Origin of the sequence: Flavobacterium sp. 9 (genome assembly GCF_002754195.1) — a bacterium.
Taxonomy (GTDB): domain Bacteria; phylum Bacteroidota; class Bacteroidia; order Flavobacteriales; family Flavobacteriaceae; genus Flavobacterium.
Genome location: NZ_PEEU01000001.1, coordinates 436966 through 462712 on the forward strand (window position 1 = coordinate 436966; position 25747 = coordinate 462712).

Below are 25747 nucleotides of genomic sequence, written 5' to 3' on the forward strand. Positions count from 1 at the left end.
ATGTTATAACTGGGTTACAACTACTTATTTTTTTGTGATAAATACTCTTTCTAACTCAGTATCCAACAATACTTTGTACACTCCCGGAGCAGCAGGATATTTAGCATTTCCGTTTTCTCCCGGTGACATTGTACAAATACCATTTTTAATTAATCTCCATGACGGGCTCCACCATTGACCTGTAAAAGTTGCTTCCATTTGTCCTGTCAAAGTATATTCTCCCACTAATTGATAAGGGTTATTTGGGTTGTTTGCCAAGTGTAATCCTGTTTGAACCCATGCCGTCCAGGTATCCCAATCTGCACCTTGAATTCCGCCACCGCAAACACTTACAAAAGGTCTTCTTTGCGCTTCATCATCATGCCATAAACCGTTTGCAACATCTGCCCAAACTTTGCTTGATGGCGTATATTTTGTAGCGGTGTATGTCAAGGTATTTGGATTTACTTTTATGATATAATATCCTTTTGTAGGTAAAATAATTGGTGTTGAAGCAACATCATCAACTAAAGTTCCTGCTTCGTTCAAACCAAAACAATGTGGGGCAAAATCTGATTCCTGACCTAAGAAATAAACTTCTTTATTGTCTTTGTCTGCATAATATTTAAATTCAAAATCCTGTCCGTTTTTCTCATGGAAATACATCGGAACTCCAACTGCATCTGTCGTAAGATTGGTTCCTTTTGGCTGATCGCATAAATAGATTGCAGGATATTCGTTTGTCGCAACTATATTTACATTTAAAGTTCCTGTGTTTGGAATCGCAAATTTATCTCTCGCAGTAATTGTCAGTACATAATTTGCCGCGGTCACTGGCAATGTATACGTTTTATTGAAAGTATAAGATTGTGGCGCTCCTTGTAACTGAACCATTTCATCGATTCCTAATTCAGCACATTTTACCTCGATATAATCAATTCCTGAATCGTCATTAACTACAAAGTTTACCGGCATTTCTTTGCTTGTTGACAATAAGATAACTGCTCCTTCTTTTGGCGTTATCATTGTTATTGCCGGTGCAGCAAATTCTCCGTCTAAACGTAAATTAATTTCTTCATTGATTGCATTACCGGAAACATCTGTAATGATTAGTTTTATTTTGAATGCTTCAGAAGTTCCTCTGTTAGCAGGAATTTCAAAAAAATAACTCAAATCATACGATTTAAGTAAAGGATCTGTAGCAAATGAAATTACTTTATCCAAAGACAATTCGGGAATTTGAATTTGCACACTTTTTAATCCCAAATCATCAGCCAAAGCGGCTTTAATTTCAAATTTTCTACTTGGTGCGCCGTAAATTTCTTTTGTCGACACTACCACCGTAGGATTATCAGAACTTGGAAAATCTGATTCGTTATTTTGGCATCCGGTTAAAAGGAGTCCAAAAAGGGTAAGAAAAAATAAAAATACATTTCTTTTCATTTCTTTAATTTTAAGGTTAGGTTAGTTAGTTTGATAATCAGAAAATGAGATTATTAGATAATTGGCCAGATTAATAATTTTCGCATTGACTTTCTCTTTAATTTGATAATTAGAAAATGAGATAATTAACCTCCATTTAATAATTTTCGAATTTTCTCTTTATTATAATTCGATAACGAGATATTTAGTATCAGTAATAATTATCTACTTGACTAATTATCTCATTTTCTCATTATTCCTTTCGTTTGAAACATTCTTTTGAAATCTATTTAAACCCGCAGCTTTTTTACTGCGGGTTTGATAAGTAATCACGTAAAACCAACTCTTACTATCTTATTTTAAAGAAGGCTCAATTCTTTAAACAGATAAAAAAACTTATCGTAAAATAAACACTTATAACATACACAGTAATACAACTTAAATATTACTATAAGTGCAAAGTAATGTCGAGTTTAAACTTTTAAGGAGGGGTAAAATGGAAAAAAAAGGAGGTCAAAATTGTAATTAACTATTATTTTGGGTTAAAAATTACGGAGTGTAAAAAAATAACTGCAAATTTTTAAACAATACGCAATTATCTGATTTATTAATTATTGATTGTTAGTTGTTAATTATTGATTCGAAAATGAAGTTTGTTACGAGATCTTTGTCAAAGTTTAAAACTTTGACAAAGATAAAACGCATGAAACTCTACAAAGTAAACACGATATTTGTCATTGCGAGGAACGAAGCAACCACACTAACAAAAATCACGAATTGTATTCAGTAAATGAGATTGCTTCGTTCCTCGCAAAGACCAATCTTTGTCGAATTACTTGTGTGTCCTTCGACTTCGCTCAGGATGACAAGATTGTACTCAAATCAATCACAATAAGAACTTTTTACTTAATAATATTCAAATCTGCGTTGAATGAACTTTTGTATTTTTTAATGTATTCTGAAGGTGTCATTCCAAATAATTTTACAAACTGTTGTCTGAAATATTTTGGGTCTTCAAAACCAACTTCGGCACTTGCCTGCGTGATATTAATATCTTCGGTTAGCATTAACATCGCAGCTCTTCGAATCCGGACAGAACGTATAAAGGCATTTAAGGTTTGTCCAGAAATGATTTTAATTTTTGTGTAAAGTGTTCTGTGGCTCATTCCCATTTCGAGTGCGAAATTTTTGATCGTGAAATCTCTTTTGTGAATGTTCGCTTCTACAATATCAATGCATTTCTTGAGGATTTCCTGATATTCTATCGGAACCTTTTGTGTGTTTTCTTTGAGCGTGATACTGTCCAGGAAATAAGTTCTAAGATTACTGCGGTTTCTTAGCAACGACTCTACACGCGCCACGAGTATATCATCATCAAATGGTTTTGTGATATAATCATCGGCTCCATCGCTGATTCCTTGTAAATGTGTTTCCGGATTTTTTGATGCCGTTAATAAAATTACCGGAATATGAGACAAAGCGGGATTCTCTTTTATTTTTCGGCACAATTCGAGACCGTCCATTTCCTCCATCGTAATATCACTTATTACTAAATCCGGCATGTGTTTTTTGGTCAGCTTCAAACCTTCTTCTCCATTTTCGGCACTATAAACTACATAGTTTTCAGAAAATAATTTGATGAGATATGCTCTTATTTCAGCATTATCATCAATTATTAAAACAGTGCGTTTGTCTGTAAGCATTATTCTTTGGAAATCATTTTCTGAAACCGAAGTATTAGAAAATGAATTATTCTCTTCGATTTCATCCACAATCAATTCATTAAACAATTGACTTCTTTGCGGAATTTCGGTTGTAATTTCTACGTCTTCAAAATGACTGTTTCCTTTTAGAAACGTTAGTTTAAAAATACTTCCCTTTCCTATTTCGCTTGTACAGCTTACGGAACCTTTGTGTTTGTCTACAAAATATTTTACGATATAAAGTCCAATTCCAAAACCGGTTCCTACTGAAACTTTTGAATTGATTTGTTTGAATTTTTCGAAAATAACATCAATATCTTTTTTTTCAATTCCGTCGCCACTATCTGCAATTTCAAGAATTACTTCACGATCATTCTCATTGAGATTAAGATTAATCGTTCCGCCAATTGGTGTATACTTAAATGCATTCGACATTAAATTGAATAACGAAATTTCAATTTTTTCATAATCGCCTATAATTTCAATTTCATGATCAGGAATATTAAAATTGTAATGAATACTTTTTTCTTTTGCCTGATTGACAAAACACTGATAGACTTCGTTGCATAAATTATTGACATTGATTGTGGATAATCTTAGTGAATCAGCATCATTTTCGGCTTTTCTAAAAAGCAATAACTGATCTACAAGACTCAAAAGTCGGCGTGCATTTCGATGCGCAATTGCCAAATCACTCCCCGAAGATCCATTTTGGACACTTTCTTTCTGAACCGCTTTTTTCAATGGATTTATAATCAGGGAAAGTGGCGTGCGAAATTCATGCGAGATATAAGTAAACATCGACGATTGTTTTTCAGCAATTTCTTTTTCTTTCTTGCTTTCCAGTTCGGCTATTTTAACCTTGTATTTTAGTTTTTCTTTATTTTTATGATATTCCAAATAAGCAAAAATACTAGCAATACCGGCTAATAAATATAAAGCATAAGCCCACCACGTTCTGTACCAAGGCGGCAAAACGTTTATGATAATCAAACTTTCTTCTTTGTTCCAACCGCCTTTAAAATTGGTTGTTTTTACTTTAAAAGTATATTTTCCTTCGGGTAATCTCGAATAATTTGCTTTTCGGGCCTGACCTACAAAATTCCATTGTTCGTCCCAGCCTTCAAGGAAATAAGCATAATTTATTTTATCGGCATTATTATAGTCGAGCGCAACAAACTCCAGCGATAATGTGGTTTGATCATAAGGCAAATTGACTACTTTGACTTTATTGGAATCCCATTCTGAAATCAAATCTGTTTTGTTTTCTTCAATTGGTTGATTGTTTACGTAAAAATCCGTCAGCAAAAGATTATTCTGCTGATTGTATCCTTTGATTGCTTCGGGAAAAAAGATATTAAAACCATTAATTCCGCCAAATAAAAACTCTCCGGTAGACAATTTAATTCCTGCATTAAAACTAAACTGATTGCTCTGAAGTCCATCGTTTACAGAGAAATTCCTAAATGTTTTTTGCTTTTTATCAAATCTGCAAATCCCATTATAAGTGCTCATCCAGAGATTACCTTCTTTATCTTCGAGCAATCTTAAAATCGTGTTCGAAGGCAAACCATCATCTGTAGTTAATCTTTTGAAAGTATTCGTTTTTCGGTCAAATAACAACAAACCACCTTCCTGAGTTCCCAACCAGAGATTTTTGTCTTTGTCTTCGTAAATACATCTTACAGGATTTCCAATGGTTATTTTATTGATCTTTTTTGTTGCTTTTTCAATAGAAAATAATGAAGTATAATTTCCGCCCCAAAGTTTACCATCACTGGTTTGAGTCAGACATTGCAAATTTGTGATAGATTTATCAAAAAGTTCAAAATTATTAGCCGTTTTATTAAACAGATATAAAGAGCCTTCATTTGTGGCGCTTGCCCAAATATTGTTTTTGGAATCTTTGTAAACAAACCAAACGTTCTTTTCAGTTTGTTTTGTAAACGGATTGTAACAAGAATAATGCGTAACAGTATTCGTCTTTGGATTTATTTTATTTACTCCGCCAGCCCAGGTCGATAACCAGATTTCGTTATTATTGTCTCTAATTATACTTGTAATAAAACTACTCGAAAGCTTATTACTGTAATTGATATAAGTGTTATTTTTTCTATTCCAATATTTCAATCCTGCGCCGTCAGTACCAACCCAAAGATTGTTTTTTTCGTCTTCGCAGAAAGATAAAATGAAATTTTCGGCAGGATCATTGGCGTTGTAGCGAATACTCTTAAAATATTTGGGCGTATTACTCAACATACTAATTCCGCCACGTAAAGTACCAAACCATTTGTTTCCTGTTTTGTCTTCGTACAAACTCCAAACCGAATTACTTTTGACCAGATTATTGTCTTTTACCGTATTTGACGGAATTGCTTTTTTGTTTGTTCCAATAACTCTGTAAATTCCGCAGCCATCTGTTGTAATCCAAACGTCTTTTTTCTTATCTGTAAGAATGTCTGTAACACTACATTTAGTTGCAAAATAATTCTCTGAAAGAGTTCCTGATTGCGTATTAAATAAAAAAAGTCCTTCGTCTGTTCCCAACCAAAGATTTCCGTCAAAAGCGCGTTTCATCGCTTTTACTTCTATCGAAAGCGGAAAAACAACGTTTAACTTTTTTGTTTTATAATCAAAACTGCAAACACCAACGTTTCTGACATAAACCCAGGAATGGGCTTTTTTCTTGTCGTCCTGAATTGCTATCGCATCGTAGTTATCAATGTTTACTTTATTTTCTTTCGCTTTAAGCGGAATATGTTTCCCTACTAATGATCCGTTTTCAAAACTTAATAAACCTAAATTTTGTGAAGCCACCAAAACCATATTAGAAGAAATAGCGCTGGTTTGATGAATAATATCTTTTAAATATTGTGGTTTCTTATTCGAAACGACATACTCAACGGGACGAAATGTTGCATTTGTTTTATTATAAATACAAATACCATTCGTTCCTCCAACCCAAATATTATTTCTTGAATCGCCTTCGATATTATAAATCGTATTGAATAACAGTGAATTTTTATCATTAATTCTATTGCGATATACTTTAAAGTTATAACCGTCATAACGATTTAATCCATCATAAGTTCCAAACCATAAGTAACCGTCACTATCCTGAAATATTGTTGTTACAGAATTGTTCGATAAACCATCTGATATATCCAGAAACTTAATGGGATTATCCTGTGCCTGAACGACGGATATAAAACCAAATAATAGTAGAAAATTTAGAATGAAATACTTCAAAATATGGTGGTGTTTTTTGGTTTGGTGTAAAAAGCACAATTATAAGCTAATTTTGTATATATTTCACAACAAAAGGTAAACAAAATTCACATATACTCCTTTATTTATAAGACTTTTTCCTTATTTCGTATTTTTAGTAAACCAATCCCTATAAATAATAATTCCGTTTAAAATCAAATTAATCTTAAACGGAATTATATAAAAGTGGTTTGTAAATTATCTTAAAAACAGAAAAGTGATTTCGTTTAAGACAAGGCATAAAAAAACCCCGCTTTATTCAAGCGAGGTTTTATTCTGAATACAAATATTATTTTTTTGATTCTTCGATAGAAACTTTTCTAAACTCTTTTAAAAGTTTTTCAATTTCCAAAGTTGATTTACGTGCTCTTGGTCCAGCAGCTTTAACACCTTTTTCAGTTAAAGATTCAGCTTCTGCTTTGAATGTTTCGATTTCGGCGTTGATTTTTACTAATAGATCTTTCATGCTTATACTTATTAAATTAAGTCGCAAAAATAAAATTTTAGGCGGTAGTTTCAACAAATTTGATGTTAAATTTATCCCACTTTTAGGCACTTGAGCAAAGATTTGTCACAATTTGAAAATTTAAAATCATAACACTCTATTTATTATGTACTTACAAAAAGCAATCTTTTATACAGCACTATTTAAAAAATAATAAAAACGCCATTTACAGCAACAGAGTGCCATTTTTAAACAAAAAAAGCGCAGGATATAGAACAACATATACCCTGCACCAACCAGTTTCTAATCTATGAGAATAGAAAATATAAAAAACACACTAACTACTACATTAAGAAATACACTGCTTTGTCAAAATTGCTGAATTTAGTTTTTAGTGCACTCAAATTTTGAGAAATCACTCGCGGTGCAGTTGTTGTTGGATTGGCAAAATTTGTTTTTTCTTTAAAATACAATTTTAAATCCTTTATGATTTCGGCCTTATTATTAGTACCGTCAATCATAATTAAACTTTTAAGATCATTTAAAAAAGTCAAACTACTATATAACTGTTTATTGAAGAGACATACTAATATGTTTGTGCCTTTTTTGTCTAATTTTAAAAAATTAAGAAATTCAGCCTTATTGTAGACTACATAAATGCAACGATCAAAATCTAAAGATTCATTTTCATTGACATCTGAAAATGCAGTTTCATTAAATTCAAATTCATCTTTGAACTTTCTTTTAAACATTTTTAGAAATGTACCCTGATTATCACGTACCAAAACTTTTTCCTTCTCCATCTTTCTAGTCTTTAAAAATCTTTTAATAATAAAACTGTGCAAATTTAAGCCGACTATCAATAACCAACGGGACCAAAAAAGTCATAAAATGGACAAATTAAGACATTTAACACTTGGATCGTTTTCTTTATTTATTTACTAAGACTAACCATAATTTGAGCTTGAACAGAATTATTACGCTTTCTACGCATTGAAAAAGTTTCTTTTATTCTTTAAAAAATGAATCAAAAAATAGAATTATAAAAGATATAATTAGGAGGATTTTTTGAGAATAAATATCAAAAAATTTACCGCTTAATTTTTTCGTTTTACACGCTATTATTAAGTAAAAAAAAGACCTGAATTTTTCTTTATAAAAATGGAATCTTCTTCAATACAAAAACCACACTAAAAGGATCATTTTTTTCGATTTTTTTATCAAGAAAATGAAAAGTGAAGTTCTTGATTAAGATTTTGATTCTTTCAAAAAGTAAACTTTTGTCTACATAAAAAAGCACGACAAAACCACCTGAATAAGTTAAAAAAGTATCAGTTTAAGACTTATAAATCAATCCTATTTAGTTTGTTTTCAAATAGTTAAATAAATCTAATCAAATATAACACACATTCAAATATTTAATTACATTTGATTACAATTTAAAAAGATTATAAATAATTTCCTACAAGATGAATTCTGCCACACCACAAGAAAAACTCAAAGAAAGGGTCAAGGAATTGACTTGTCTATATGAGATTTCAAAAATAATATCACAGTCAAATAACATCGAAAAAAAGGTATTAAAAAACCTTATTTTCATCATAAAAAAAGCATGGAGATTTAATGACGATGCTATTGTCGAAATCAAGATTCCAGACTACTTTTTATCAACATCAAAAATTATTTCAGAAACGGTTTATCAAGTGAGTTATATAACGATTGGTAATTATAATGCCGGTTATATTAAAGTTCATTATTTAAAGAATAAACATACTCAAAATGATTTTCTGGCAGATGAACAACAGCTTCTGGACACAATTTCGATAGAAATTGGCAATTATATCGAAAAATCCCAAAACTTAGAAAGAGAGAAGCAACTTAAGAAAACTGCCGAAAGAATGGACCGATTGTCTATTCTTGGCGAAATGACGGCAGGAATCGCTCATGAACTTAATACACCTTTGGGCAACATATTGGGCTTTGCTGAATTAATTAAGAGTAACAATACAAATCCCGAAATTGAATCTGATATTTCTATCATCATAAACTCAGTGATGCATTCTCGTGAGATTGTAAAAAAACTTATGTTTTTTTCCTGCGAAATGCCACAACAACTAATTGTAAAAGAAATTAAACCAATTGTAACTTTTGCTTTGTCATTTTTAAATCAAAATTTTCAAAAAAAACAAATCAAAACTGAATTGGTATTTAAAAACGATGCTATTCGTGCCAAAGTTGATTCGGTACAAATAACACAAGTCCTATTTAACTTACTCATAAACGCCGTTTATGCTTCTCCAGCCAATAGTATTATCAGAATTATAGTTGATAGTGATCCCGAAAATTTATTTATAACAATTGAAGATCAGGGAACCGGAATACCGGAAAGCATTAAAGAAAAAATATTTGAACCTTTCTTTTCGACTAAACCCTCAATTGATGGCACTGGCCTTGGACTTAGTGTCGTACACGGAATTATAAAGAATCATAATGGCGAGATAACTGTAAAAGACAACTGTCCGTCCGGATCAATTTTCATAATAAAATTACCTATAAACTAATATAAAATGAGTTTAAGAAAAGAGAATATACTGATTGTAGATGATAATTATGATATGCTTGATGTACTTCAACGAAATCTAAAAACATTTAATTATCGCACTTATAAAGCTTCTTCTGTGGCCGAAGCTCTTGATGTTTTAAAATATAATACTATAGATCTACTGATTACGGATCTAAATATGCCGGAAATAAATGGTATCGAATTATTAAAATATGCTGAGGAACATTTCCCCACAATGCCCAAATTGGTCATAACAGGTTTACCATCTATCAATAATGCAATTACAGCCATAAAATCCGGAGCATTAGATTATCTCCCTAAACCATTTACAAGCGAAGAACTTTATAATGCTATTGAAAATTCTATTATAAAAACAATAAATAATGCAAAAAAAGGTCCGTATGAGGGTTCTACACTTTCAGACAAAAGCTTTTATGCGGGTATAGTTGGCCACTCTAATCAGTTTAAGGATTTAATTGAAGTCATAAAACGCGTACAGAATAATAAAGTAAATGTTTTGATTGAGGGCGAAAGTGGAACTGGTAAAGAACTAATTGCCAAAGCAATTCACTATGAAGGTGCGTTGGCAAATATGCCTTTCGTTTCTATGAATTGCGGAGCCATTCCGGAATCTTTAATGGAATCTGAACTTTTTGGATATACTAAAGGGGCTTTTACCGGTGCATCTGAATCCAGAATTGGTCTTTTTCAGGCGGCTTCAGGAGGAACTATTTTTCTGGATGAGATTGGTACGGCTTCGATGGCAGTACAAACAAGGCTTTTAAGGGTCTTGCAAGAAAAAGAAATTACTAAAGTAGGTTCCAGAAATCCCGAAAAACTAAATGTACGAATCATAAGTGCTACCAACAACGATTTGTACAAAATGGTTCAGGAAGGTACTTTTAGAGAAGATTTATATTATAGAATTAATGTTGTCAATATAAAAACAACACCGTTAAGAGAGCGAAAAGAAGACATCATACCGCTCGCTAATAGTTTCATTTCAAAATATGCAATTGAATATAATAAACCTGCAATTTTGATGAATGAGAAAGTCAATGAAATTTTATTGCGCTATTCCTGGCCCGGTAATATCAGAGAACTCGAAAACATCATTCAGCGCATGATTATTATGAGTGATGAAGTTATAGATATCCAGCAAGTTCCGGAACATCTAAAATACGCTATACCAGAAAAATCAGTACTTTTTAAATCTTTAAAAGAGTACGAAAAAGAACAGATCTTAAAAGTACTTATGGCCGTAGGAAATAATAAAACTAAGGCAGCCAATATTCTAAAAATTGATCGTAAAACTCTTAGTCAGAAAATAACCTAACCAAAAAGCGGGTAATTACACCCCAAGCGACACTAAATTTCCTATAGCAAAAACAGTGATTATTCTATTATAGTATTAGAATGATTTAATTATCAATGCGTTATATTTTATACAGCTTTTCAGGCATATGTTTTGCCTATAATAAGTCAAATTAATATCAAAATAAAACATAAATGTCAATACTGGTACGGTGTAACATAACAAGGCTAAAATTATTCAACACTAATTATCAATAAATCAAATGATTAATATTCTAGCAAAACAATGATGCATTTATAAAAATTTAACGAAATAAAAACATTTTACTAACCGAAAACACCACCAAACAATCTGAAAACCAAATACTTAACCTAACTTTAAACAATACAATTCTTATTAATATGAAAATAATTGAACATTCATACGGCGCTGACTTAAGTTGGGTAGAGAATTTAGCACAAGAATATGGAGGAAAAATAGACGGTAATTTTATCATAGCTCCTGAAAGTGATATAGCAACAGGAACACGTTATTTTCTTGATTGTGGCGAAGGTATAATCGCTTACCCTTTTCCTCCAGCTAAACCTGGTGCTCCAGATATACCATCTTTTCCGTCTTTTCCGTTGATTGGAATCCATTTCGTAGGATCATTCGTATCACGAACATAAATGATTCCGGTAGCGCCATCAACATACATTACTGTATTGGCGTCAATTCCTTTCTCACCATCTTTTCCTGGTACTCCGTTACCTCCAACAAAACCGTCTTTTCCGTCTTTTCCGTCAAGTCCGTTTATTGCTGAAACTTCTTTCCATCCACTTGGATCGCTCGGATCTTTTACATAAACAATACCTGTATCTGTATTTATCCATGTAGTGATTCCATCTGCAGGGGTTACTCCATCAACTCCGGATGCTCCCGGAATTCCTTTTCCTCCAGCTAAACCTGGTGCTCCGGATATACCATCTTTTCCGTCTTTTCCGTTGATTGGAATCCATTTCGTAGGATCATTCGTATCACGAACATAAATGATTCCGGTAGCGCCATCAACATACATTACTGTATTGGCGTCAATTCCTTTCTCACCATCTTTTCCTGGTACTCCGTTACCTCCAACAAAACCGTCTTTTCCATCTTTTCCGTCAAGTCCGTTTATTGCTGAAACTTCTTTCCATCCACTTGGATCGCTTGGAACTTTTACATAAACAATACCTGTATCAGTATTTATCCATGTAGTGAGTCCATCTGCAGGAGTTACTCCATCAACTCCGGATGCTCCCGGAATTCCTTTTCCTCCAGCTAAACCTGGTGCTCCGGATATACCATCTTTTCCATCTTTTCCGTTGATTGGAATCCATTTCGTAGGATCATTCGTATCACGAACATAAATGATTCCGGTAGTATTGTCAATATACATTACTGTATTGGCATCGATTGCTGGTGTTCCAGGTGCGCCAGGTACTCCTGCTGCTCCCGCTAAACCGTCTTTTCCATTTTTACCATCAAGTCCGTTTAGACCAGAAACTTCTTTCCACTCTTTTGTAATTGGATCCTGAACATAGATAATACCTGTTGATGAATCAATCCATGTAGTGATTCCATCTGCAGGAGTTACTCCATCAACTCCAGATACTCCCGGAATTCCTTTTCCTCCAGCTAAACCTGGTGCGCCGGATATACCATCTTTTCCGTCTTTTCCATTAATTGGAACCCATTTGTCTGGATTATTCGTATCACGAACATAGATAATTCCGGTAGTATTGTCAATATACATTACTGTATTGGCATCGATAGCTGGTGTTCCAGGTGCGCCAGGTACTCCTGCTGCTCCCGCTAAACCGTCTTTTCCATTTTTACCATCAAGTCCGTTTAGACCAGAAACTTCTTTCCACTCTTTTGTAATTGGATCCTGAACATAGATAATACCTGTTGATGAATCAATCCATGTAGTGATTCCATCTGCAGGAGTTACTCCATCAACTCCAGATACTCCCGGAATTCCTTTTCCTCCAGCTAAACCTGGTGCGCCGGATATACCATCTTTTCCGTCTTTTCCATTAATTGGAACCCATTTGTCTGGATTATTCGTATCACGAACATAGATAATTCCGGTAGTATTGTCAATATACATTACTGTATTGGCATCGATAGCTGGTGTTCCAGGTGCGCCAGGTACTCCTGCTGCTCCCGCTAAACCGTCTTTTCCATTTTTACCATCAAGTCCGTTTAGACCAGAAACTTCTTTCCACTCTTTTGTAATTGGATCCTGAACATAGATAATACCTGTTGATGAATCAATCCATGTAGTGATTCCATCTGCAGGGGTTACTCCATCAACTCCAGACGCTCCCGGAATTCCTTTTCCTCCAGCTAAACCTGGTGCGCCGGATATACCATCTTTTCCATCTTTTCCGTTGATTGGTGACCAATCCCCAACTTTTGTTGGATCCCCTTCTGGTTTCAATACATAAATTGTACCTGTATTATCAATAACCATATTAGCTCCTGATGGAATACTTACTCCATCTGTTCCAGGTACACCTGAAACTGTTGGAATACTTGCATTTCCAGAACTTTCTCCCGCAAGTGCCATTCTATTCCATTTACCTTTCAGCCAATAGTAGTAACCTGGAGTAACATCAGCTGCCGTAGCTGTATTAAAAACCAATAAGCTTTCTGCAGGATTATTAATTGGCAACACATTATCCGTGGTACTATTTAACTTAACATTTGGTATTAAAACACCACGATTTCCAGCCACAACATGTAATTGAGCTGAAGGATCAGGGTTGTTTGTCCCTATACCTACCTGTGAATAAGCCGAAAAACTACCTAAACCTAATACAACAAATAGTGGGAGTAATTTATTCTTCATAACTTTAATATTATGTGTTATTATTATTTCTTTAAACTCTATTAATCTAAATCTTAGGTGATTACATAAATATCAATTTTAAACACCTCATTTTGAAGATGCAAAGGTCTTGCGAAAGTCAACTTTTTTTGACCTGTAAAAGTTTTTAAACTTATAGATTAAGACATACCTTTTATATGAAGAGATTTTAGTCACCAAAACACATCTTGCTCATTTTTAGTTACTTGAATAAAAAAAAGTGTTTTTACAGGCAAAAAAGACTATTGCCAAATAAGATTAAACAACTCTAAGCAGATTTTATTAATTAATCAAATAATTAAAACCCTCAGTAGTATTGGACTAAAATAAAAAAGAGGAAACCTCAGTTCCCTCCTTTTACCTAATTAATAACCACCACAATAAAATTGATTTGAAAAGAATTATTATCACAAATCTTTAAATAAATTATTTTGAAAAAATGGATTTAATCAAGCATAAAAAGTATAATTATAATAGTGTATTGTACTCCGCCGAATTTTATTTCATCTACTTTACTTATCATCAAAATTTAAATTAATAAAAGAAAATAGACAGTATATAACCTCAAAACCAAATGATTGTCTAAAATTTTATCCTACAATAAATTAAAAACCGGTCCATATACTGTCTAAAATCAATGAAAAAAATAATTATAAAACTTTTTACTGAATCTTTTATTGAATTAAATTAACAAGTCAAATGTCATTTTAATTACTTACAGATATTACCCTTAAAAGTTTTTTAAGTAACAGATTAAAACAATCTTTAAATTCAAAAGAATTCAATTTGAGAAAAACAGCTTAATACAAAATTGATTATTTACGAAAAATTATCGCAAAAAAAGAGAGAACCTAAATTCTCTCTTTTTAAAAAGCTATTAAAAATACTAAGAAATAAAAAACAATTCAACCACTAACCACTAACTTAGTATTAACTACAAATTTCTGAATCATTACAAACTTTTTTTACTCCTAAAAGTTTTTAAACTTATAGATTAGAGTATTTCTAATGATTAAAGTCCTCTAAATTGAAATTAAATCTAAAAATTCAGTATTACTTAATACTTTTTTGGAGTTTTCCCAAAGATGGATCTTCTAATAATTTAATCTGATTTACTACAATTTGTGCAATAGACATTGCTCCCAATAAAGACAGATGTGTATCATCAGCCTTCTCCTTATCATAATACGCATTTTCACCAGCTTTAAAATGCAAATGCAACTGTTTTGATTTTTCCGGTCCGTAAGATTGTTCCAATATTTCAGTATAATATTCTAAATCAATAAAAGGTACTTTATATTCTTGTGCTACCATTCGGGTTTCTAAGGGGTAATCTCCATGCGTAGGCACTAATACACCTTTTTCATTAAAATTTCGTCTGGCAATAGATGTGAATAATATTGGAATTGCACCTTTCTCACGACTTTCTTTTACAAAACGAATTAAATTATACCTATATAGAGTATGTGGATTTGTATATCTGGTTGAATCTTCTATTTTTTCATCATTATGCCCAAATTCAATAAAAACATAATCCCCCCTTTTTAATTTCTTATAAATAGAATCCCAGCGGTTTTCGTTAATAAAGCTTTTTGTACTTCTACCATTTACTGCTTTATTTTCTACTATCACATTATCTTTAAAAAATGGCTGTAATACTTGTGCCCAACCATGTTCCGGATTTTTGTCAGGATCTTTTTTATTCGCCATTGTAGAATCTCCTATAGTATATAAGGTAGTTTTTTGAGCAAAACAGATTGTTGTGATTAATAAAAAGATTATTATATAGTATTTCATTTTTTATAAGTTTGCGATTAATAGCACGCGAATTTTACGGGTTTAGACGGATTTTTACTGGTGCATTTATTCTTTATCAAGTTTTCGTGTTCTAACAGTAGACGCACTGCTGTGCGCCTCTACGGAAAATCTTTGCGCCTTTGTTCCTCTGTCCCTTTGTAACTTTGAACCTTTGAACCTCAAAAAAAAAACCTATTTCGCAGCCGAAGGAACCGTTGCTTTATCTCCAATAAAAACTTCATTCAATATTACGTTTTCAGCATTTTGACTTGAAATCGCATTTTTTGCCCATTTAATCTCTATATTATTTAAGGTGATATTGCGAACTTTTTTATCCGGAAATCCCTGAATTACAATTCCTGATTGAGTTGCTTTATTGCATGTAATATTTGAAAAATAAATATTTGATATTTCCGATTGAAACCCACTTCCTTCACCATGATAATTTGCCGTGATATACAAACAGTCTTCTACAGTATCCAGATTAATATTTCTAACAAATATATTTTTAATAAAACCACCTCTGTCAGCATTGGTTTTTAAATAAATTCCTCTTTTTAAGTAACCAACCGTTTTACAATTTTCAACATAAATGTTCTGAACTCCTGCTGACATTTCGCTTCCGATAACGACACCATGAAGTCCTTTGAAATTACAATTTCTAATGACAATATCCTCACTCGGTGTTGCTGAATTTGCTCTTCCTTCATGATCTCTTCCGGCTTTTATTGCAACATTATCATCTCCATTATCGAAGGTTACATTTTCAATTAAAACATCTTTTGCATACTCCGGATCAATACCATCATTATTATAATTTAATGATTTATAACGTACTCCACGAACGGTAATACTTTGTGATTTTAATAAATGTAAACACCAAAAAGGCGAGTTTTCAATCTTAATATTTTCGACTAAAATATTTTTACAATTGAAAAACTGAATCATTTGTGGACGCAAAAAATAACCTTCACCAAACTTTCTGTCTTTCAGTGGTATATTATTATGATTCATTTCTCTACTCAGCTTTTTACCAACTTCTTCTTTTGCTTTAAAGCTTTTCCAGTTCTTTCCTCCTTCTCCATCAATTATTCCTTCGCCTGAGATTATAATATTCGAACATCCGTAAGCATAAATTAATGGACTATAGTTATAAAGCATTGTACCTTCCCAACTTGTTAAAACCATTGGTAAATAATCTTTCGGATTATCGCTAAACTTAATTTTTGCGCCTTTTTCAATTCTAAGATTGACGTTACTTACAAAATGAATTGGACCATTGATTTTATAAATCCCTTTTGGAACAATTATAGTTCCGCCATTGTTCTTTTTACACAGCGCCATTGCTTTATCAAAAAAAGCTTTATTGTTGGTAATAGAATCTCCTTTTGCTCCCAATTTTAAAACATTAATTTGATTAGACGGAATTACCGGAAGCTGAATTCTATTGACAATTGAATCTACTTTAGCCGATGGAAATTCACCATTCTGAGCAAATGAAATGCAAGAAATAAATAGAAAAAGGAGATATTTAATGTTCATGTGTGTATGTTTTAGCCCACGGGTTTAAGCGGATTAAACGGGTTTACGCAGATCTTTTTTCTTTGTTGAAACGATTAATTTAAAATATAAATCAGTGTAAATCCGTTTAATCAGTATAATCTGTGTGCTATTTTTATTTTGAATACCAATTAGAAATCGAATCTTTCAATATGTTTTCGATTGTATATTTTTCCGCTTCATTTTGTTGAAGCTGATGTGACCATGAAACTCTTTTTGCTGGCTGAAAACCTTCGCCTTTACAATTATATTCTGCATAAAAAGCGCTTTTTTCGGCTTCAGGTTTTGACCAATTCTCCCAACCTTCCGGTCTGATATGTTTCCCCATATCGCAATTGATATAAACGGTTTTAGCATAAATACGCCACGGTCTTCCTAAATAAACTGCATCTACTGACGAACTTGCAGTAAGTTTACAATTTTTAAAAACAAAACCAAAAACAGTATCCTGAGGTGTTGAAGCTGCCGTGATATAGGAATTCTTAAGACTATGAATTTCACAATTTTCAAATAAAGCTGTCGCACTTCCAAAAATAAAATCAGTTGTTCCTTCGATATAACATGCTGCAAAATATTGTTTTACCTCTTTTCCTGACAAGTATAAAGTATCCTGATTTCCAAGAATATTACAATTCGAAATCTGAGCACGATTCCCTGTCAAAGATAATGCGATCGCTTGCCCGTTATCACCAGACGTATTTTTAATCGTTAAATTTGAGGCCGAAAAATCGTCAGCTTCAACCAAAACTGTATAGGTATAAAAAGTACTATTTCGTCCTGAATTGATTTTCGAAAAATTATCATCAAACTGAATAATAGTTTTCTCCTTGCTTTCTCCAATTAAAACCAAATGTGTGTTCCATTCCGGAATCCGAACTTTTTCGGTATAAATCCCGTTTTTTATATAAAGCGTTACTTTTTCATATGGAAATGACGGACAGGCATTTATAGCATCCTGAATTTTTGTAAAATCTCCTGAACCATCTAAAGCGATCGTAAAAAAATTATCTTTTTTTTTATCCGAAGTTTCTATTGCCGAAACTTTTACTCCGTTTTTGATTGCCCAGGCAGCATATTTTTTAAGTACTTCTTTTGGTGCATCTGTATACCACGAATAACCATTTCGACGTTCTGAACCAATTTCAGCAAGAGATTTTTTCTTAATTCCATCACGATCACAAAAGAAAGGTTCGTTTGTATCAAGATCCATAAATCTCGCCCATATTGGTGCTGCATTTTGAGTAACAATCATTTTCTTATCTACAATTTTTCCGGCATCATTCAAAACACGTTTCTCTTCAAGATTGGTGATTTTAGTTTTTTCGAACCAAATCTGAGCACTTTTAATCGCCGTTATTATTTCCGGCGAAGGCTTTTCGATCGACATTAAAAGCAACACAATTTTTGCCGATTCATAACCACTAAGCGACGCCAGTTCAAAAGCTCTTGCATTTGCCGGAGCCAAAGTAACCTCATCATGTTGTGCACACCAAACCGTCAATATTCCGTTTTGTTTGTACTGTGTTTTTAAGATACAATCAACGCCTTTATCAAATGCTTTTTTACTTTTCTCAACAATCTCTTTTGATGGTTTTATACTATAAAAACCCGTTTCTTCACTCACTTGTTTTAAGACATTCAGAATATTAACCATCGAATCGTCATTGTAAGTAATATGTGTGTAATACCCTTTTTTTAAAGGATAAAACTGAGGCCAGCCACCGTTTTTATATTGAGCTTCTAATAAATAATTTAGCCCTTTTAAAAACGATTCTTTATACCTTTCATCTTTGACCTGAGCATACATTCTTGACATGAAAAGCATTTCCTGACAAGTCGCGCCGTTATCTGTTGTAATCTCGTGTAAGTCACTTTTTAGTGCTATAAGTTTTTGCTTTTCTGATTCACTAAGCACACTTTGCATTTGAATATTTTTTGGCCATCCGCCAATATTTCTTTGATAGAGCAAAACATTTTCAGCAATATTTTTGGCTTCTGCCGAAGCAAACCAAACCGCGTCATTTTTTCGAATAATATCAGGCCAATTCTTAAACGTATTCTGAGCAATTGACTCAAAACTCATGATTAACAAAAAGAATACTATTGCTTTTTTTAATGGAATCATTTTCTTTTAATTTCTATTTGTCATTTTTATTTTAATGCAAAACCTAAACACTATAAAAGGTCAAAAAATCTATTTTTTATAAATTAAATGATTTAAACTTCATTAAAACCTTTTATTTTTCTTACAATATATCAAACTGTCATTTTTATAAATTCGTTCAAAAAAACACCGTTTACGGAAGTCATTTTTTCACAAAAACTAATCCTGATTTTATTTCTGACCTTTATTTATTCTAAACCAATCTACCGCAACATTACCGGAATCATTTGTTATTTTCTTGCTTAAAGCAAAAAGACCAACTTTTGCGCCAATCCATTTTCCTTCTTTCGAAACAAAATCAGATCCAATTGGCTCATACTTTTTATCATCTAAACTATAGGAGAAACTACAAGTGCCTCCCTTTTTAATTTTTACTCTAAGATAGATTGTATTGTTTGAAATTAAAATTGGTGTGGTTTCTGTTTCTGAAACTTTTTTATCAAAAGTTCCGGTTTTCTGATTCAGATATAATTTTCCATTTTCATTTTTGAAATTCAGGTAACTATAATCTAATCCCATTATCAAAAGTCCTGTTGATTCTCCGTTTAGTCTTGTATTAAATGTTAGTTTGGTTGTTGCGGTAAATTCTTCGGCTGGGAATTTTTGCAGTAACAAATTTGGAGCTTCAAAAATTTTCTGATCCTCCTTAATTGTTGGTAAACAAAACAAATTCAAATATCCCAGACTTGTCGGAAAACCCCAATTGATTTGAGAATTTGCCTGCCATTGCCATTGTAAACCTAATTTTGGTTCGTTAAATTCATCTGATGTTTCGGGAACTTCTATCGGATATTCCTTGCCTACGTTTGGTTTTTTGAATGTAGTAACAGGTTCACCTATTCCATTTTTATCGAAATCTTGTCCCATTACTGGCCAATCGTTTTCCCATTTCATAGGCTGAAGATGAACTATTCTGCCATACGTTCCTTTATCCTGAAAATGAATAAACCAATCTTCTCCAGTTTGTGTTTGTACCCAAGCACCTTGATGCGGACCATTTATAGTGGCTTTTCCTTGTTCGAGAACCTTCTTTTTTTCATAAGGACCAAAAACTTTTTTTGATCTTAAAACAGTTTGCCATCCTGTAGAAACTCCGCCCGCGGGAGCAAAAATATAATAGTAATTGTTTCGCTTATAGAATTTTGGCCCTTCAATTGTGCCTTCGCTTTCATGACCGTCAATTATCATAACCTCATCAGTATTCACAACCGTTCCTTCAGCGTTCATTGTACAAACGACTAATAAACTTTTTATCTGGGCGCGGCTTCCTGCAAAGGCATGAACGAGATAATTCTTTCCTTCATCATCCCATAACGGGCTTGGATCTATCAAACCTAATCCAGCTTTTACCAAAAGTGGTTCTGACCAAGGTCCTTCAGCATTTTTGGCTTTTATCATATAAATTCCAAAATCAGGATCAGGATAATAAATATAAAATTCATTGTTATGAAAAGTAATACTTGGCGCCCAAACTCCGTTACCATGCTGCACTTTATTATAAGTTTCAAATGGCGGTTGTTTACTAAGCGCATATCCTATAATTTTCCAATTAACCAAATCTTTAGAATGCAAAATAGGTAATCCCGGAATGCAATTAAAAGACGATGCTGTCATATAAAAATCATCTCCAACACGAACTACATCAGGATCTGAATAATCTGCATGAATTATAGGATTTGTGTAAGTTCCGTCTCCATTATCGGGCACCCAAACCTGAGCAAAATTACTTTGCATCAAGAAAAATGAGCATAACAGAAAAAGGACTTTTATATTTTTCATTTATAATAATGATTGTTTTCTAATCTATTTTTATGCGCATTTTGTGTCATTTCGACGAAGGAGAAATCAGGTAATATTGAGACATTCTGTGTCGAGTTTCTTGCGGAGATTTCTCCTCCGTCGAAATGACAAACTTTGTGGCTAACTCTTTTACTCTTTACTCTTTACTCTTTACTCTTTACTCTTTACTCTTTACTCTTTACTCTTTACTCTTTACTCTTTACTCTTTACTCTTTACTCTTTACTCTTTACTCTTTACTCTTTACTCTTTACTCTTTACTCTTTACTCTTTACTCTTTACTCTTTACTCTTTACTCTTTACTCTTTTCACTCCTCGTTTATCTATTCAATTCTAAAGCTGCCAAAATAAAAGGTCCGGTTGCTTTAGGATCGTTGTCTTTTTTTCTTTCTTTAACGTAATATTCATAAGAACCATCTCTGTAAGGTGTTCCTCCTAAACCTGCAACAGCACAAGCTTCTGTTAATGTAATTGATCCGTAAGTAACTACTTTTATCAATTGTTTCGTTAATCCATCAAAGGCTTTATTTGCCAGTTTTTTATATTTTGAAGGTAAATAACCTTTGTTTGCTCCTTTTGCAAAAGCATAAGCAAACATTGAAGATCCTGATGCTTCAAGATAATTTCCTTCTTTGTTTCCTTTATCTGTTACCTGATACCACAAACCAGATTTATCCTGATATTTAGCTAAAGCTTCAGAAACACTATTCAAATATCCAACAAGTTCTTTTTGTTTAGGATGTTCTTTTGGGAAATAATCCAGAACATCTACAAGCGCCATAGCATACCAACCTAAGGCTCTTGACCAGAAATTTGGCGAAGTTCCGGTTTCTTTGTTTGCCCAGGCCATTTGTTTGCTTTCGTCCCAACCGTGATACAATAATCCTGTTTTAGGATCTGTGGCATGTTTTTGAATCAATTCAAATTGTTTTGCCACATCGTCCAATTCTTTTCCGTTTTCAAAAACTGTTGTGTATTCTGCATAAAACGGTTCTCCCATATACAAACCGTCTAACCACATTTGGTTTGGATATATTTTTTTATGCCAAAATCCACCACTTGCTGTTCTTGGTTGTTCTGTCAATTGTTTACGTAACAACTGTAAAGCTTTTAAATATTTTTCTTCTTTAGAAGTTTCGTAAATCTTAAAAAGTAAACGACCGGAAACCACCATATCAATATTATAATTATCAAGATCATAACTCTTAATACTTCCGTCATTTTGAACTAAAGCATTCACATATCCTTTAATATAAACAGGATATCTTGGATCAGGATTTTTTTTATACAATTCTTCCATTGAATGCAAAACCAAACCATGAACATAATCCCATTTTGGATTCTTGGCATCATCAATCATATAGGCTTGTGGATGGCGTTTCATTATCGTTAAAGCCATTTTATCAGACCATTTCATATCCTTAGAAATAACAATATCCTTACTAGCCGATTCCTGCGAAGTCACTTTACAACTTGTAAAAGCCATTGCACAGATCAATAAAACCGATACGAAATAACCTTGTCTTATATTATTTTTCATTTTTAAACTATTTTATTTTCTACTTATCTAATTCAAGCGCGCTCAACAAAAAAGCAGCTAAAGCGGGCGAACCATTATCTTTTGTTTTTCCACTAATATAATATTCATTTGTACCGTCTCTAAAAGGTTTTCCTCCTAAACCAACACTTGGCGAAACGTTTAGAATATTTACCTCAACATTTTCATCTGTTTTGACAAATTCTTTTATAAAAGCATTAAAAGATTTTTGCGCTATTTTTTTATAATTTGATGCTAAATATCCTTTGTTGACGCCTTTAGCCAAAGCATAAATAATCATCGCAGAAGCCGACGGTTCTAAATAATTCCCTTTCAAATCCGGTTTATCAGCAACCTGATACCACAATCCTGAAGAACTTTTATACTCAATTACACTTTTTGATATCTCGTTCAGATAACGAACTAATTCTTTCTGTTTTGGATGGTTTTTTGGATAATAATCCAATGTTTCTACCAAAGCCATCATATACCAGCCAATTCCTCGTCCCCAAATTGTTGGCGATGTTCCCTTTTCCGGATTTGCCCACGCAATTTGTTTGCTTTCATCCCAACATTGATATGGTAAACCACTTTTTTTATCTAATAAATGATCGTGAACCAATTCAAATTGTTTTGCAATATCGTCCAGACTTTTACCATTTTCATACTTAACCGTATATTGTGTATAAAAAGGTTCTGCCATATACAAACCATCAATCCACATTTGATTGGGATAAATTTGTTTGTGCCAAAATCCTCCGCTTGCAGTTCTCGGTTGATTTTCGAGTTGTTTTCTTAATTGAACAATTACTTTTTGATAGCGATTGTCTTTCTTTTTATCATATAAATCAAAAAGAATTTTTCCCGGATTTACATAATCAATATTGTATTCTTTCTCGTCATATTTTTTAATATTTCCAGAACTGTCGATCATTTCATCAGCATATTCTTTTATATAATTCAGGTATTTTGAATCGTTTGTTTTCTGATACAATTTCTCGAAAGAAAACAGTAAAAAGCCCATTTTATAATCCCATTTTGGTTTTTCGTTTCCATCAATTTGCCAAGCTTTCGGATAATTATTTAAAATTGAAAGTGCTGTTTTTTCAGACCATTTTAAATCTTTAGAAATTACATATTTATTTTGACCAAATATTAAAATACTGCAAAACAACAGAAAAACAATTACCCAACTCGAATATTTTATTTTCATGAAAACACTTTTAAGCATGTGATTAGTTCTGTAATTCTTTCACGCAGATTTAAAAAGATTTAAGCAGATACGCACAGATTTTATTTTTAATTATAATCCAAAATAAAATCAGCCCTACTCTTTACTCTTTACTCTTTATTCTATATTCTTCACTCTTTTACATCTTCCCTTTCTTATTCAGAACTTCTAATTTTTGATCTAAATATTTTACAAATTCTTCTTTCGATTTTATTCCGTTTTGTTCTTGTTCCCAAGCTCCCAAAAAGTAAAAAGAATGTGCTTTAGTTGTTGGCTTAAATACTATTAGATAATCTAAATCAGTATCAGCAACATTTTCAACTTCGCTTACTTCATAAAAAATTGCCATTCCTAATTTATCCGGAACTAACGATTGTTCACCATAAGTTGCCAAATAAGCCCATTTTTTGTTTTTGCTTTCTTTTTTAAGCAATTCAGTATTCTTTTGTTTTACAATTCCCGTGCAAATTCCTTTAATTTCTTTTGAAGCCTTAATTTTATGTTCTGTATAAAGTTGGTCCGGCTTAGTCGTTAATTCTGTTGTAAAATCAATATTATCAGAAGCCGTTTTCCAGCCATAATATTTTACGATAACTTTAGATTCATTTGCTTTATTTTCAACATTTGCAATCGTTGAATCTACCGTATGAAAATGTAATTTTTCGTTGTTTAAATAACGATCAATTGAACCAATTCCGATACCTTTTCCGGCTTTCAGAATATCAGCTCCCCAATCACTCATTTCGTGATACGAATCAAAATTATCCTGTCCGACTTGAGGCAAAACGATTGCCGAAGTCTTTTTTCCGAAAATATCAATTGCATTTCTCCAGTCTAAATACAAGCGATATCCAATTCTGTTATTTTCCCAACCCGGACCTTCATAACGAATATCAAACGAATGATCTGTATGTTCCGGGGCTAATTTTAGTTTGTCAACGTTTTTAAAAACAGTTCCTCCAATGTACTTTCTATTTTCCCATTTTCCATCTGTTTTTACCGATAATTCGGCATAGGTTTTTGCCGTTTTGATATCGTATTTCTTTTGAGCTTTACAAGCCGAAAGTCCAAAAACTAAAGCTGCTGATACCGTTATTAATGTTTTCATTTTATAAAATTTATTTAAATATTTTGTCCAAAAATTGTGTTATATACTTTGTCATTTCATCAAACCAAGGTTGAAAAAATCAAAAGGAATGTGGCGAATTTTCAATTGTTTTTACTTCGCTGTAAATCTTATTTTCCTCTAAAATTGCGATCATATCATCTCTTCCGGAATGAAACCTATCAAAACTACTGTTTATAAATAAGATTGGCGGCGTGCTTTTATTTGTATGGCTTAAAGCCGAAGCATTTTTCCAATTCTCCGGGTTTTCTTCATAAGAACCTTTTAGCCAAAATGCTGCCATCTCTCCTTCTTTTGATTCCGGATGTTTAAATGCTAATATTCCGTCTACATCAATAATTGCATTTACTTTTGATGAAGATTTACTTTTAAATTGTACGTCTTCAAAAGCCAAGTCCTCATTTGTTGTACCAATCAAAGCTGCCATTTGACCTCCCGAAGAACATCCTAAAACGGCAACTTTGTTTGGATCTACATGAAACTTTTTAGCATTATCTTTTATAAATTTAATTGCATTTTTAATATCATAAATCCCTTCCGGATATTTCGCTTCAAGTGATAATCTGTATTCAATTGCAAAACAAGAATAACCTTTTGAAGCAATTTCTTGTGCCATAATCCGCATCTGACTTTTATTTCCTGATCTCCATCCGCCGCCATGAATCATGATTACAGCTGGATTTCGTTTTTCTTTTTTATAAAAATAAGAATCTAAATGTAAGTCTCTATTTTGCTTTTTATCATAGACAACATCATAAATTTCAGTAACATTTTCATTCTTTTTTGACTCCGCAATTTTGATAAAAGAATATTGTTTTATCAACTTACTATAAGTGCTTTTTATCGTATACGAAGTGTCAATTTCAAACTTGCTTTGCGCAGAAATTGCCGTTGCATACATCATAAAAAACAGTACTATCTTCTTCATCTGCAAACTTCAATTATTG

Annotated in this window: 15 protein-coding genes; 2 read left to right on the forward strand and 13 right to left on the reverse strand. The window is 32.6% G+C overall.

The features are described 5' to 3' along the window. Window positions 1-24: 24 nt before the first annotated feature. The 4 genes from CLU81_RS01570 to CLU81_RS01585 form a co-directional block, all read right to left on the reverse strand. A complete protein-coding gene (locus CLU81_RS01570; RefSeq protein WP_099708222.1) occupies window positions 25-1422 on the reverse strand; it encodes a hypothetical protein in 1398 nt (465 codons plus the stop codon). Between the two features lie 881 nt (window positions 1423-2303). Next, complete coding sequence (locus CLU81_RS01575) at window positions 2304-6353, reverse strand: two-component regulator propeller domain-containing protein (RefSeq protein ID WP_099708223.1); 4050 nt, start codon at window positions 6351-6353, stop codon at window positions 2304-2306. Between the two features lie 307 nt (window positions 6354-6660). Beyond that, on the reverse strand, window positions 6661-6837 hold the full coding sequence (locus tag CLU81_RS01580) for a histone H1 (protein WP_099708224.1): 177 nt from the start codon (window positions 6835-6837) through the stop codon (window positions 6661-6663). A 323-nt stretch (window positions 6838-7160) separates the two neighbouring features. After that, on the reverse strand, window positions 7161-7619 hold the full coding sequence (locus CLU81_RS01585) for a hypothetical protein (RefSeq protein ID WP_099708225.1): 459 nt from the start codon (window positions 7617-7619) through the stop codon (window positions 7161-7163). Between the two features lie 666 nt (window positions 7620-8285). Here CLU81_RS01585 and CLU81_RS01590 point away from each other — a divergent pair. Further along, window positions 8286-9377 (forward strand): sensor histidine kinase, encoded by a 1092-nt coding sequence (locus CLU81_RS01590; RefSeq protein WP_099708226.1) that lies wholly within the window; start codon window positions 8286-8288, stop codon window positions 9375-9377. A 6-nt stretch (window positions 9378-9383) separates the two neighbouring features. Continuing rightward, window positions 9384-10715, forward strand: coding sequence for a sigma-54 dependent transcriptional regulator (locus CLU81_RS01595; protein WP_099708227.1), 1332 nt, complete (start codon window positions 9384-9386; stop codon window positions 10713-10715). A 541-nt stretch (window positions 10716-11256) separates the two neighbouring features. On the opposite strand, the gene CLU81_RS01600 is transcribed toward CLU81_RS01595, so the two are convergent. From CLU81_RS01600 to CLU81_RS01645, 9 genes are all read right to left on the reverse strand, one after another. Further along, on the reverse strand, window positions 11257-13569 hold the full coding sequence (locus CLU81_RS01600; RefSeq protein ID WP_099708228.1) for a hypothetical protein: 2313 nt from the start codon (window positions 13567-13569) through the stop codon (window positions 11257-11259). 1071 nt (window positions 13570-14640) lie between these two features. Then, complete coding sequence (locus tag CLU81_RS01605; protein WP_099708229.1) at window positions 14641-15384, reverse strand: rhamnogalacturonan acetylesterase; 744 nt, start codon at window positions 15382-15384, stop codon at window positions 14641-14643. Between the two features lie 192 nt (window positions 15385-15576). After that, entirely contained in the window at window positions 15577-16926 is a 1350-nt protein-coding gene (locus CLU81_RS01610) for a glycoside hydrolase family 28 protein (RefSeq protein WP_099708230.1), read from the reverse strand. Window positions 16927-17059: 133 nt separating this feature from the next. Next, entirely contained in the window at window positions 17060-19069 is a 2010-nt protein-coding gene (pelA, locus tag CLU81_RS01615) for a pectate lyase (RefSeq protein ID WP_099708231.1), read from the reverse strand. A gap of 210 nt (window positions 19070-19279) precedes the next feature. Beyond that, entirely contained in the window at window positions 19280-20887 is a 1608-nt protein-coding gene (locus CLU81_RS01620; RefSeq protein WP_099708232.1) for a glycoside hydrolase 43 family protein, read from the reverse strand. 338 nt (window positions 20888-21225) lie between these two features. Further along, on the reverse strand, window positions 21226-22446 hold the full coding sequence (locus tag CLU81_RS01630) for a glycoside hydrolase family 105 protein (protein ID WP_099708233.1): 1221 nt from the start codon (window positions 22444-22446) through the stop codon (window positions 21226-21228). A gap of 19 nt (window positions 22447-22465) precedes the next feature. Further along, window positions 22466-23656, reverse strand: a complete 1191-nt coding sequence (locus CLU81_RS01635; RefSeq protein ID WP_099712638.1) for a glycoside hydrolase family 105 protein — start codon at window positions 23654-23656, stop codon at window positions 22466-22468. A 157-nt stretch (window positions 23657-23813) separates the two neighbouring features. Further along, on the reverse strand, window positions 23814-24782 hold the full coding sequence (locus tag CLU81_RS01640; RefSeq protein ID WP_099708234.1) for a DUF4861 family protein: 969 nt from the start codon (window positions 24780-24782) through the stop codon (window positions 23814-23816). A gap of 79 nt (window positions 24783-24861) precedes the next feature. After that, window positions 24862-25728 (reverse strand): alpha/beta hydrolase, encoded by an 867-nt coding sequence (locus tag CLU81_RS01645; protein ID WP_233209630.1) that lies wholly within the window; start codon window positions 25726-25728, stop codon window positions 24862-24864. Window positions 25729-25747 lie beyond the last annotated feature (19 nt).